Source organism: Paractinoplanes aksuensis (assembly GCF_024137025.1).
GTDB lineage: Bacteria > Actinomycetota > Actinomycetes > Mycobacteriales > Micromonosporaceae > Actinoplanes > Actinoplanes aksuensis.
Genome location: NZ_JAMYJR010000055.1, coordinates 1 through 12444, shown reverse-complemented (window position 1 = coordinate 12444; position 12444 = coordinate 1). Strand labels below are relative to the sequence as shown.

The window sequence follows — 12444 nt, the reverse complement described above, 5'->3', positions numbered from 1 at the left end:
TGTGATCCGGATCGAGATCGATGAACCGACGCTGTCGCGGACGCGGATCGCGATCAGCCCGTTGGCCGAGGTCATGTGCAGTTGTTTCCTGCTGCAGCGCAACCTGGGTGAGGTGCCGTGGCCCTATGACGGGTGGGCCCGCCGCACCCGCGAGATCCTGCGCACCGACCCCGCCACCGGCCCGGTCTCGCTCTATCTGAACCTGCCGTCGGTCTCGCCCGACTTCCTCGGTCCGCCCCCCGAGAGTTCCGTGCCCACGCTGGCCGAGCAGCTCGACCAGCTGCGGGCGACGCCGCCCGAGGTCATCGCGGCCGAGTTCGCCAAGCACTACCCGGACGGCTCGCTGCCCGAGTCGATGCGGCCCTTCCGCGACGACCGCCAGGGCGCCCTCGACCGGCTCGCCGAGGGGGTGCAGGCGTACTGGGACGCGGCCATCGCGCCCTTCTGGCCGGCCATGCGGGCCGCGCTCGACGAAGAGGTGCTGCTGCGGGCCCGGGCCCTGGCCGCCGACGGGCCGGACGCGCTGCTGGCCCGGCTGCACGACCGGATCCGCTGGGAACGACCCGTGCTCACCCTGGTCAAGCCGCTCGAGCAGTCGTTCGTCGCGGTCAATCAGCGGCTGCTGCTCGTCCCGCTGATCTTCTCGCGGGGCGCGCTGCTGTGCTCGGGCGACCAGCCCGACCTGGTCATGGTCACCTACCAGGCGCGGGGCTCGGCCGTGCTGGCCGACACCCCGGCGCCGCCCGCCGCCGACGACCGCCTGGCCATCCTGGTCGGCCGGGGCCGGGCCGCCGTGCTGCGCGCGCTGACCGTGCCGGCCACCACGACCGGACTGTCCACGGCCCTGGGCCTCGCCCCCAGCACCGTCTCGGAACATCTGGCCGGCCTGCTCGCGGCCGGGGTCGTCCACCGGCGACGGGCCGGACGCCGCGTTCTCTACGGCCTGGAGCCCGCGGGCACGGCTCTGGTCACGCTCATCGGTGAGGATTCGGCCCGCACCGAATTCGTTTCGTAGCCGGGCGCCGCTCCCTACCGTTGGCGGCCATGGGGAGCACCTACGCCATCGAGGCGAACGATCTGCGCCGCACCTACCGGGCCCGCACGGGCTGGCTCAAGCCGAAGCGCACCGAGGTCGAGGCGGTCCGCGGGGTCAGCTTCACGGTCGGCCGCGGCGAGCTGTTCGGCCTGCTCGGACCGAACGGCGCCGGCAAGACCACCACCATCAAACTGCTGAACACGCTGCTGATCCCCACCTCCGGCACGGCCCGCGTGTGCGGCCACGACGTCGAGCGCGAGACCCGGGCCGTACGCCGGCGGATCGGCTACGTCTTCGGCGGCGACCGCGGGCTCTACGACCGGCTGTCCGGCCTGGACAACCTGCGGTACTTCGCCGAGCTGTACGGGGTGCCGCCGCGCGAGCAGAAGCGGCGCATCGCCGAGCTGCTCGACCTGGTCGGCCTGGCCGGGCGCGAGCGCGAACGGGTCGAGGGCTACTCGCGCGGCATGCGGCAGCGCCTGCACATCGCCCGCGGGCTGCTGCACGCGCCGGACGTGCTGTTCCTCGACGAGCCGTCGATCGGGGTCGACCCGGTGGCCGCCCGCGAGCTGCGCCGCACGGTCGCCGACCTGGCCGCGGCGGGCACGACGGTGCTGCTCACGACCCACTACATGGCCGAGGCCGACGAGTTGTGCGACCGGATCGCGGTGATCGCCGACGGGACCATCCAGGCCCTGGGCACGCCGTCCGAGCTGCGGCGGCGGGCCGACGGCCGGCGGGTGGTCGAGGTCGAGGCGTACGGGGTGCCGGAGAGCGCGGTCTCGGCCTTGCGCGACCTTCCGGGCGTACGGGAAACCGCAGTCGAGGCCCGCGGCGCGCTGCAACTGCTGACCGTCCACTCCGACGCCCACGTGGATGTGCAGGGTGACGTGCTGCGGGAGCTCGCGGGCATCCGCCTGGGCCGGGTCGACAGCCGGGAGCCGACACTCGAGGACGCGTACGTGGCGATCGTGAGCGCCGCCGCGTGAACACCCTGCGGATGCTGGCCGTCGGCACCCTGCTGCACGCCAAGCAGATGAGCCGGTCGCCCTTCGAGGTCGTGCTGGCGCTGGTCGTGCCGGTCGTGCAGGCCACCCTCGCGGTCTACCTGTTCCGTTCCGGCGGCGAGCAGCACCGCCTGCTCGAGGCCGCGGTCGGCGCCGGGGTGATGGGCGTCTGGTCGTCCGTGCTCTTCGGCTCGGGCGGCGCCATCCAGAACCAGCGCTGGCAGGGCACCCTCGAAATGATCATGCTGGCGCCCCGGCGCCCGGTGCTCGTGATCCTGCCCATCACCGTCGCCACCGGGCTCACCGGCATCTACGCGTTGCTGGCGACCCTGGTCTGGGGCCATTTTCTGTACGGGATCAGGTTGGACTTCGCCCACCCGGTGGCCTTCGTCGTGGCCGCGGCGGTCTGTGTGGTCGCCCTCGGCCTGTTCGGCCTGCTGCTGGCGGCGACGTTCGTGCTCATGCGCAACGCCAACGCGCTGGCCAACACCCTCGAGTACCCGGTCTGGCTGGTCTCGGGCATGCTCGTGCCGATCACCGTGCTGCCGTCGTGGACCAGCCCGATCGCGGCCGTGCTGCCCACCACGTGGGGTGCCCGGGCGCTGCGCGAGGCCACCAGCGGCGGGCCGGTCTGGCCCTCGGTCGCCGTCTGCCTGGCCATCAGCCTGCTCTGCCTGACCGTCGGCGCGCTGGCCCTGACCCACGTCGAACGCCGCGCCCGCGCCGCCGCCACCCTGGCCCTGGCATGAGCCGGCCCGGCTTCCACCCCCTCGGGCCGGCGCTCTCCCGGCCGCCGGCCACTCCCTGCGCACCGCCTCGCAGGCCGAAAGGGCGCCACTTCATGAAGACCCTCCGCCTGATGACCGTCGGGGGCGTGATCGCCTACCGTGCCCTGTTCAACTGGACGACGCCGGGCATGTTCATCGGGACGCTGCTCGTCGGGCCGCTGTTCCAACTGCTGTTCTTCGCCTACCTCGGACGGCAGTTGCAGGTGGCCGACGACCGGTTCTACATCGTCGGCAACGCCGTGCTCACCGCCTCGCTGGCCTGCGTGTTCGGCGGCACGATGGCCGTCGCCAACGAGCGCCGCTTCGGGACGCTCGGACACGTGTTGCTGTCTGCGCGGAGCCGGACGGCCATCTTTTGGGGGCGAGTTCTTCCGTACGCGGGAAACGGTCTTCTGATCGCCGTTGTCACCCTCACCGTGGGCGCGCTGCTGCTGGGCCTGCGCGTTCCGGTCCGCGCTGTGCCGGGGCTGCTGCTGGCGATGGCCGCAGGGTCGCTCACCTGCGGCTTCTTCGGGCTGACGCTGGGCGCGCTGGGGCTGCGCTTCCGCGACGTGTGGGTGGTCTCGAACGTCTCGGTCGCCCTGTTGCTGCTGCTCACGGGGGTCAACGTGCCGGCCTCCGGCCTGCCCGGCTGGATGCGGGCCGTCGGCGAGTGGCTGCCCATCACGCACGCGGCCGAAGCGGCCCGGCGGATCGCGGCCGGCGACGGACTGGCCGCGGCCGCGTCCCCCCTCGGCCAGGAACTGCTGGTCGGAGCGGGGTACGCGGCCGCGGCCGTGGTCCTGCTGAAGATCTTCGAGGTCGAGTCACGCCGCCGCGCTTCGCTCGACGCGCTCTAGATCAGAGCTTGGGGAACCAGAGGGCGAGTTCCCGCTGCGCGCTCTCGGGCGAGTCGGACGCGTGCACCAGGTTCTCCCGGTTGGAAAGCGACAGGTCGCCGCGAATCGTCCCCGCGGCGGCCTTGCGCCCGTCGGTCGCGCCGATCATCGCGCGGACCACCTCGATCACCTCGTCGCCCGAGAGCACCAGGGCGGCCAGCGGGCCGGAGGTCATGAACTCTTTGAGCGGCGGGTAGAACGCCTTCTCGACGTGGTCGGCGTAATGCTGGTCGGCCAGCGCGGCATCCATCGTGCGCAGCTCGAGCGCCTCGATCACCAGACCCTTGCGCTCGAAGCGGGAGAGGATCTCGCCGAGAAGTCCGCGACGGACCGCATCGGGCTTGACGAGCACGAGCGAGCGCTCGGTGGGGCTGGGCACGACGTTCCTCCAGGACAGGTGAGGGATTCGGTTTCAGCCTATCGGTACCGGGAATGCGCCGAGCGCCAACGCCGGGACTACCGCACTTTCGCTCACAATGTGCCGGGCAATAACCTGACGGGTACGAGCGGGAGGTCCACATTGGCAAACCAGACCGGACGTCCGATCGCGCCGGCACGGAAGCTGGTCGCGGCGGTCGCGGGCACGATCGCGGTCTTCGTGGTCGCGCTGGGATTCGGCATGTCCAACCTGGGGGTGGTCATCTTCGGGGTGGCCCTGCTCGGCCTGGCGGTTGCCCTCGGCCTCGTCAACGTCGTACGCCGTGGGGCCCGGGCCTGGGTGGCCGGCACGGCCGAGGTCTCGGCGATCACGCCACGCCCGATGACCACCGCGGTCTACGCCCGGGCCCGCATCCAGGCGGTGATCGTCGCCCCCGGCCTGCCGACCCGCGAGATCGAGATCAACGAGTCCCGCATCCCCCTGGTCAAGTGGCCCGAGCCCGGCGACACCCTGCCCATCACGGTCGACGTCGACGACCTGCGCCGAGTCAAAATCAACTGGGACGAGGCGGCCCCGCGCGACCGGAGCGCCGACCTGCCGCCCCCGACCGTCACCGACTTCGACGACGAGCCGGACGCCGACCTCGACGCCGACCTGCTGGGCGACGTCGAACCACCGCCGTGGGCGGGCCGCGACCGCACGTGGGGCCGCGGGCCGGACGAGCCGCCGCCCCCGCCGCCGCCGGGCAGCTCGCCGCCGCCACCCGCCCCGCCGCCGGGGCCGGCGGGTGGGGGCGCGCCCGGGCCGTCCAACCTCGACTCCGAGGAGTACTCGGAGAACCCGGTGGTCGTCCGCGACACCCCGGCCGGCAAGGTGGTCGAGGGCGAGTTCGTCGACCACGACGAGAGCCCGTCACCACTGCCCCGGCGGGCGGCGAGCTCGCCCTACGCCACCGACCCACCCCGCCCCGGCTCCCCCTACGACTCGGACCCGCCGCACGCCTCCGACTCAGGTCGCGGTGAAGACTCGCCGTACGCCTCCGGCCCGCCCCGCGGTGAAGACTCGCCTTACGCCGACGATTCGCCGCATGGGGCAGGCTCGCCGCCCGCCGGTGGTTCTGCCTACGCCGCCGGCTCGCCACGGACCGGTGATTCCGCGGATTCGGACTCGCCGTTCGACTCCGACTCGCGGCGTGATGAGGAGTCGCGGCGGGCCGCTGAAAGCGGCGGGCTCGGAGCGGCCGCGGCCGCGACGGTCGGAGCAGCTGCCGGAGCTGCCGCCGGCGCCGCTGCGGTTGGTCGGCGACCCAGCCCTCGACCCCGGCCCCGCCCTGGGGGTGGCGCGGCGACCGCCACTGCTGAGCCACCGGCCCCCTCGCAGCGTGAGCCACACCCGGACGACACGCTCGACACCGACATCCCGCTCGACGAGCCGCCGACGCCGCACCGGCGTCCCGAGCCCACGGCGACGTCGACCCCGGCCACGCCGTCACCGGTCGGCTCGTTCCCCACGGCGCCGCCGCCGTCGACCCCACCGCCGACCGCGCCCGAACCCGATTCGCCACCACCTGCGGCCGCCCGGTCCGAGGCACCGCCCGCACCTCGCCCTGTCCCGGACGACGAGATCGACCTTCCGCTCGAGGGCGACCCCGACCGGGCCCCGGAGGACGCCCCCATGGCCGCCGAGGCCCGGCGGGAAGACTTGATCGCTCCACCGCCGGTCGACGAGCCCCCGGCACGCCCGTCGACCCGCTTCATGTCCAACGCAGCCCACGACGCCACTGCCGCGGCCGCCGCCCCCTCCGACAAGGGGGGCAGCGGCGGTCTGCTGGCCGGAGCAATCGGCGTCGTCGCAGCAGCCGCGGCTGCCGTCAAGAAGGTCGGCCGCAACGACCCCCCGCCCCGCCGGCAGGCCCCCATCGACGAGGAAACCTCCACCCCCGCACCCCGCCCCACCACCGCGGCGGCCCAAGCAGCACCGCCGACGGCCGACGCCCCCAACCCTCCGGCGGACCCATCCTCGAGCACTTCCTACGAGGCCCCGCCGCCCGCGACAACAGTCAGCGCGGCACGCCACCCGGAACCGCCAGCCGCTGCTGCTTCAAGCCCAGCGACTCCACCGCCCGCCGCGCCCACCAGCGCCTCAAGCCAGGCGGCCCCGCCTGCCGGCAGTTCGGCCCCCGGGCCGAGCGTTTCGGCCCCGCCCGGTCCGGGCCAGGCCAAGCCGTCGCCCGCTGCGGCCGCGCTCGCGGAGGCGGCTGCGGCCGCTGCCGCCCAGGACCGCGGACCGTGGGGCGACCTCGCGGGCCCGTCCGACCCGGACGAGGGCACCGCCGACGTGATCACCGCGTACCCCAGCGCGCGGCCCGGACCGGCCGGGGCGATCCACGGCGTCGGCATCACCGTGCTGGTCACCGATCTGGCCCGGTCAGCCGCGTTCTATCGCGACACGCTGGGCTTCTTCGAGATCGACAGTGGCGAAGGGAGCGCCGTGCTGGCCTCCGGCGACACCCGCCTGGTGCTGCGGACGGTCAACGACCTCTCCAGCGAAGCCGGCCGCCTGATCTACCTCAACCTCGAGGTCGGCGACGTCGAAGCCGTCTACCAGGAACTCCAGACCAAGGGCGTGGAGTTCGTCCACCCTCCGCGCCCGGTCAACCGCGGCGACCGCCTCGAACTCTGGTCGGCCACGTTCCGCGACCCCGACGACCACAACATCGCCATCACCCAGTGGCGCGCCATCCGCTGACCACATGACGCCGGCCGGCGCCTTTCAAAGACGTCGGCCGACGGCTGGCCGAGGATCGTGCGCCGCACGGAGAGGACGTCGGCCGGCGACTAGCCGAGGATCGTGCGCCGCACGTAGAGGGCGTAGACCCAGGCCCCGCCGAAGATCAGGCCGAGGGCGGCCAGCGACCAGTGGAACAGGCCGCTGGCCAGCAGCAGCACCTGCACAGCGGTGCCCGCGTTCCAGGCCCAGGCGCGGCGCATCATCCCGGACAGCGCGATCGCCACGACCGCCAGCGCGATCACCGACGCGACGCCCCACCCGCTGAGGTCGCCGCCCATGATCCGAATGGGCTGGATGGCGAGCAGCAGAACGATGGCCTCGAGAACCAGCGCACCCGCCCCCAGCCCGCGCACGGCCGCCTGCGGATTGCGGAGCCCGGACCGTGGGGGTGCCGGTTCGCCCGGTTCGGGCTCGGTCATCGCTTCAGCAGCTTCCGCGCGTCGGCCACCGTGACGACCGACCCCGTGATGATCACGCCGACGCCGCTGAGCTCGCCGGACGCGTCCTCCTCGGCGATCACCACGGCCTCCTCGATCGCGTCCGGCATGTTGTGGGTGACCGTCACCCTGTCCTCGCCGAAGATGTCCGTCGCCAGCTGGGCCAGCTCTTCCACCGGCATCGAGCGCGGCGAGCTGTTCTGCGTGACCACGATCCGGGCCGCCACCGGCTCGAGCAGGTCGAGCAGCCCGGACACGTCCTTGTCGCCGAGCACGGCCACCACCGCGACCAGGTGCCGGAACGCGAACTCTTCCTCGAGCGCGGCCACCGTGGCCGCCATGCCGTGCGGATTGTGGGCGCCGTCGAGCAGAATGGCCGGGGCGCTGCGCACCCTTTCCAGCCGGCCCGGCGAATCGACCTGCGCAAACCCTTCACGTACGAGGTCGATCTCGAGCATTCGGTCCGTGCCCGCGCCGAGGAACGCTTCGACGGCCGCGAGCGCGAGCGCCGCGTTCTGGGCCTGGTGCGCCCCGAAGAGCGGCAGGAACACCTCGTCGTACACCCCGCCGAGCCCCTGCAGCCGCAGCACCTGGCCGCCGACGGCCTGGGTCCGCTCGACCACCCCGAACTCGCTGCCCTCCCGGGCCAGGGTCGCGCCCATCTCGGCGCAGCGCTCGAGGATCGGCCGCATGGCCTCCTCGGTCTGCAGTGCCGAGATCACCGTGGCGCCCTTGTGGATGATGCCGGCCTTGGCCCAGGCGATGTCCTCGATCGTGTCGCCCAGCCACTCGGTGTGGTCGAGCCCGATCGGGGTCATCACCGCGATGCCGGCGTCGATGACGTTGGTCGCGTCCTCCTCGCCGCCCAGACCCACCTCGACGACGGCGATGTCGACCGGGGCGTCGGCGAAGGCCGCGTACGCCATGGCGGTCGTCATGTCGAAGTAGGTGAGCGGCTCCGAATTGCGGGCGTCGATCAGCTCGGCCAGCGGCGCGACCTCGTCGTAGGTGGCCGCCAGCTGCTCCTCGGAGACCGGCTGGCCGTCGAGGCTGATCCGCTCGCGGACCGTCTCGAGGTGCGGGCTGGTGTACCGGCCGGTGTGCAGGCCGTGCGCCCGCAGCAGCGAGTCGATCATCCGAGCCGTGCTGGTCTTGCCGTTGGTGCCGGTCAGGTGGATCGCCGGGTAGGCACGCTGCGGGCTGCCGAGCACGTCCATGAGGTCGCGGATCTTCTGCATGTCGAACGCCATGCGGGTGAAACCGCGCCCGTCGAGCGCGGTGACAACCTCTTCATAAGTGCTCATGCTGATGGCAACGCTTCCAGGGCCGTGGCAATTCGCGTGAGATCCGCCTCGGCGGTCGCGAGCCGGTCTTTGATCTTGGTGACGACCTGTTCGGGCGCCTTGCCGATGAACGACTCGTTGCCGAGCTTGGCCCGGCACTGCGCCGCCTCTTTCTCGGCCGCCGCGCGGTCCTTCTCGAGCCGGGCCCGCTCGGCCGCGACGTCGATCGTGCCGCGGGTGTCGAGGTCGACCGTGATCGCCCCGGACACGGCCAGCGTCGCCGTGGCCGTGAAGTCGGCGCCGGGCGCGTCGAGCCGGGCCAGCGAGCGGATCAGCGGCTCGTGCGTGTCGATGCCGACGTTGCCCAGGCCGGTGAGCGCCGCCGACACCCGCTGGCTCGGCTTGAGGCCCTGGTCGGACCGGAACCGCCGCACCTCGGTGACCACCTTTTGCAGGGCGGCCAGCTCTTCCTCGGCGGCGTCGTCGATCAGCCCCTTGTCGGCCGCCGGCCAGGCCGCCCGGACCAGCGTCTCGCCGCCGGTCAGCGCGACCCACAGCTCTTCGGTGACGAACGGGATCACCGGGTGCAGCAGGCGCAGCAGCTGGTCGAGCACGTGGCCGAGCACCCTCTTCGAGGGGCCGCTGTTGTCGCCGGCCAGGACCGGCTTCGACAGCTCCAGGTACCAGTCGCAGACGTCGTCCCAGGCGAAGTGGTAGAGCGTGTCGCAGACCTTGGCGTACTCATAGGCCTTGAACTGCTCGTCGACCTCGCCGATCACGTGCTGCAGGCGGGAGAGGATCCACTTGTCGATCGCCGACAGATCCTCGACCGGCGGCAGGTCGCCCTCGACGGTCGCGCCGTTCATCAGCGCGAAGCGGGTGGCGTTCCAGAGCTTGTTGCAGAAGTTGCGGGAGCCCTGGCACCACTCCTCGCTGATCGGCACGTCCGAACCCGGGTTGGCCCCGCGGGTCAGCGTGAAGCGGGTGGCGTCGGCGCCGTAGCGGTCGATCCAGTCGAGCGGGTCGACGACGTTGCCGAACGACTTCGACATCTTCTTGCCGAGCCCGTCGCGGACCATGCCGTGCAGGTTGACCACGTTGAACGGCTGCACGCCGTCCATCGCGTACAGGCCGAACATCATCATCCGGGCGACCCAGAAGAACAGGATGTCGTAGCCGGTGACGAGCACGCTGGTCGGATAGAACTTCTCGAGTTCCGGCGTACGGTCGGGCCAGCCCATGGTCGAGAAGGGCCACAGCCCCGACGAGAACCAGGTGTCCAGCACGTCCTCGTCCTGGGTGAAGCCGGCGGGCGGCTCCTCGTCGGGACCGACGCAGACGACCTCGCCGTCCGGCCCGTACCAGACCGGGATGCGGTGACCCCACCACAGCTGACGCGAGATGCACCAGTCATGCATGTTGTCGACCCAGGCGAAGTAGCGCTTGGACAGCTCGACCGGCTCGATGGCGACACGACCATCGCGTACGGCGTCACCGGCCGCCTTGGCCAGGGGGCCGGTCTTCACGAACCACTGCAGTGAGAGCCGCGGCTCGACTGTCGTCTTGCAGCGCGAGCAGTGGCCGACCGAGTGCAGGTACGGCCGCTTCTCGGCGACGATCCGGCCCTGCTCGCGCAGCGCGGCGACGATGGCCGGCCGGGCCTCGTACCGGTCGAGCCCCTCGAACGGACCGTGCGTGGTGACCACGGCCCGCTCGTTCATCATGGTGATGCTGGGCAGGTCGTGCCGCTGGCCGATCTCGAAGTCGTTGGGGTCGTGGGCCGGGGTCACCTTGACCGCGCCGGTGCCGAACGCCGGGTCGACGTGCTCGTCGGCCACGATCGGGATGCGCCGCCCGGTCAGCGGCAGCTCGATCTCGGTGCCGATCAGGTGCTGGTAGCGCTCGTCGTCGGGGTGGACGGCCACGGCGGTGTCGCCCAGCATCGTCTCGGCCCGGGTGGTGGCGACGACGATCGAGTTCTCGCCCTCGCCGTAGCGGATCGAGACCAGCTCACCCTCGTCGTCGGTGTGCTCTACCTCGATGTCGCTGAGCGCGGTCAGGCAGCGCGGGCACCAGTTGATGATCCGGTTGGCCCGGTAGATCAGCTCGTCCTCGTACAGCCGCTTGAAGATCGTCTGGACGGCCCGGGACAGGCCCTCGTCCATCGTGAACCGCTCGCGCGACCAGTCCACGGAGTCGCCCAGCCGGCGCATCTGCCCGAGGATGGCCCCGCCGGACTGCGCCTTCCACTCCCACACCTTCTCGACGAACTTCTCGCGGCCGAGGTCGTGGCGGGACAGCTGCTCGGCGGCGAGCTGGCGCTCGACGACGTTCTGGGTGGCGATGCCCGCGTGGTCCATGCCCGGCAGCCACAGCACCTCGAAACCCTGCATCCGCTTGAGACGGGACAGAGCATCCTGGATGGTGTGGTCGAGCGCGTGGCCGACGTGCAGCGAGCCGGTCACGTTGGGCGGCGGGATCACGATCGAGAACGCGGGCTTGTCGCTGGCCGGGTCGGCCGTGAAGTAGCCCTGCGATACCCAGTTCTCGTACCGCCGCTGCTCTACCTCGCCCGGCTGGTACTGGGCGGAGAGGCCACCGGTGGGCCGGCTGTCGGGGGTGCGGGGCTGGGTCGTCTCGGTCACCCGACAAGTCTACGGATGCCACGCCGGAACCCCGAATTCGCATCGCCTCGCGTTGCTACGCTCCTGCAATGCCCGAACCCGGCCCCAACCCGATCGACCTCGGGGAACCGATTGACATCGGCACACCGCCCCCCGCCTCCTCCGACGAGGACCCGGACACCGACGCTGATTCCAAGACCAAATCCAAGCGTCCCGTACGGCGGGTGTTGATCGCGATTCTGCTGGCGGTCGCGACGGCGGCGGTGGCGATGCTGGGGTTCACCAGTTGGCGCATAATCGCCCAGCGGCACGCGGAGCTCGAGATCCAGCCGAGCGTGGGTCCCCTGAGCCTCGACTACTCGCGAGAGGGCGCCTCCACGGCCGACTACCTGCGCACGGCCCTGGCCGCCGAGGTGGAACTCGACCGCACCTACGGCGCCGTGTACCAAGAGGCCCCTGACAAGAACGTCCTGTTCCTGGCCGGCACCGGCCTGCTATGGACCCCGGGCAAAGACCTGGACGCCGCCATGAACCTCATCTCCGACGGCGAAGGCGCGGTGACCGAGCTCAAAACGGTCGACCCCGGCCCCTTGGACGGCACGATGAAGTGCGGCATAACCAAGTCGAGCGACGGCGACCTCACCGTGTGCGGCTGGGCCGACCACGGCAGCCTGGCCCTGGCCATGTTCAACAACCGAACCCCCGCCGAAGCGGCCCCGTTGATGCTGGCCCTCCGCAACGCCACCGAATCCCGCTGATCACCGCATTTCCCGAACGCAAATGGGCGCCCTCCAAAGGGCGCCCATTCTCGTATCTACTGTTCCACGCAAGGCTCGAACAGGCCGGCATCGGGCCTTCAACCGCCGACCTACCACGCTCTTCCGAAACCACGCGCACGCCGGCCCGGCTCTCCCTGAGTGGCGCCGACCCCCTGGTCGTCGCCTACCCGGCTGACGTCCTGGCCGACCATCTGATCGGTCACTTCGTCGACCAGCTGAAACATGTGCGCTCCGCCGCGACACCACACCTCGCGGCCTAGCCATTCCCTACGAATCCCGCTGTGGGGCTCCGCAGGCACTTCCAGGGCAGTCAGCCGGTCCGCCGCATTCGCGGGCCGAGCGCCCCGCCTCTTCGACTTTCCGCCTTGAAAATGCCGCGTAAACGGCAGTAGGCCCACCCCGCATGGGGTGGGCCTACTGTTCACGTTGAGTCCGGCGGCGTC

Annotated in this window: 10 protein-coding genes; 6 read left to right on the top strand and 4 right to left on the bottom strand. The window is 71.6% G+C overall.

Annotated features, from left to right (window positions below; translation table 11 throughout):
- The first annotated feature begins 1 nt into the window (after position 1).
- The 4 genes from M1L60_RS48125 (at position 2) to M1L60_RS42090 (ending at position 3670) form a co-directional block, all read left to right on the top strand.
- Positions 2–1015 carry an ArsR/SmtB family transcription factor gene (locus M1L60_RS48125; protein WP_253243209.1) on the top strand — a complete coding sequence of 338 codons (1014 nt, stop codon included), beginning with the start codon at positions 2–4 and terminating at the stop codon, positions 1013–1015.
- 29 nt (positions 1016–1044) lie between these two features.
- On the top strand, positions 1045–2025 hold the full coding sequence (locus M1L60_RS42100; protein WP_253243208.1) for an ABC transporter ATP-binding protein: 981 nt from the start codon (positions 1045–1047) through the stop codon (positions 2023–2025).
- A complete protein-coding gene (locus M1L60_RS42095) occupies positions 2022–2792 on the top strand; it encodes an ABC transporter permease (RefSeq protein ID WP_253243207.1) in 771 nt (256 codons plus the stop codon). The genes M1L60_RS42100 and M1L60_RS42095 overlap by 4 nt, the downstream gene beginning before the upstream one ends.
- A gap of 92 nt (positions 2793–2884) precedes the next feature.
- Positions 2885–3670: an ABC transporter permease gene (locus tag M1L60_RS42090; RefSeq protein ID WP_253243206.1), complete on the top strand. Its 786-nt coding sequence runs from the start codon at positions 2885–2887 to the stop codon at positions 3668–3670.
- Between the two features lies 1 nt (position 3671).
- Here the strand turns inward: M1L60_RS42090 and ndk are convergent, their stop codons facing one another.
- Positions 3672–4088 (bottom strand): nucleoside-diphosphate kinase, encoded by a 417-nt coding sequence (ndk, locus tag M1L60_RS42085; RefSeq protein ID WP_253243205.1) that lies wholly within the window; start codon positions 4086–4088, stop codon positions 3672–3674.
- 141 nt (positions 4089–4229) lie between these two features.
- On the opposite strand from ndk, the gene M1L60_RS42080 reads away from it, so the two are divergent.
- Positions 4230–6836 carry a VOC family protein gene (locus tag M1L60_RS42080; RefSeq protein ID WP_253243204.1) on the top strand — a complete coding sequence of 869 codons (2607 nt, stop codon included), beginning with the start codon at positions 4230–4232 and terminating at the stop codon, positions 6834–6836.
- A gap of 89 nt (positions 6837–6925) precedes the next feature.
- Here M1L60_RS42080 and M1L60_RS42075 read toward each other — a convergent pair whose 3' ends face one another.
- From M1L60_RS42075 to M1L60_RS42065, 3 genes are read right to left on the bottom strand one after another with little or no spacing between them, the layout of a single operon-like run.
- On the bottom strand, positions 6926–7297 hold the full coding sequence (locus M1L60_RS42075; protein ID WP_253243203.1) for a DUF4233 domain-containing protein: 372 nt from the start codon (positions 7295–7297) through the stop codon (positions 6926–6928).
- Positions 7294–8619, bottom strand: coding sequence for a bifunctional folylpolyglutamate synthase/dihydrofolate synthase (locus M1L60_RS42070; protein WP_253243202.1), 1326 nt, complete (start codon positions 8617–8619; stop codon positions 7294–7296). Before M1L60_RS42070 ends, M1L60_RS42075 begins: the two co-directional genes overlap by 4 nt.
- A complete protein-coding gene (locus M1L60_RS42065; RefSeq protein WP_253243201.1) occupies positions 8616–11243 on the bottom strand; it encodes a valine--tRNA ligase in 2628 nt (875 codons plus the stop codon). The genes M1L60_RS42070 and M1L60_RS42065 overlap by 4 nt, the downstream gene beginning before the upstream one ends.
- Before the next feature lie 68 nt (positions 11244–11311).
- Between M1L60_RS42065 and M1L60_RS42060 the strand changes: the two genes are divergently transcribed.
- Entirely contained in the window at positions 11312–11980 is a 669-nt protein-coding gene (locus M1L60_RS42060; RefSeq protein WP_253243200.1) for a hypothetical protein, read from the top strand.
- Positions 11981–12444: the final 464 nt, after the last annotated feature.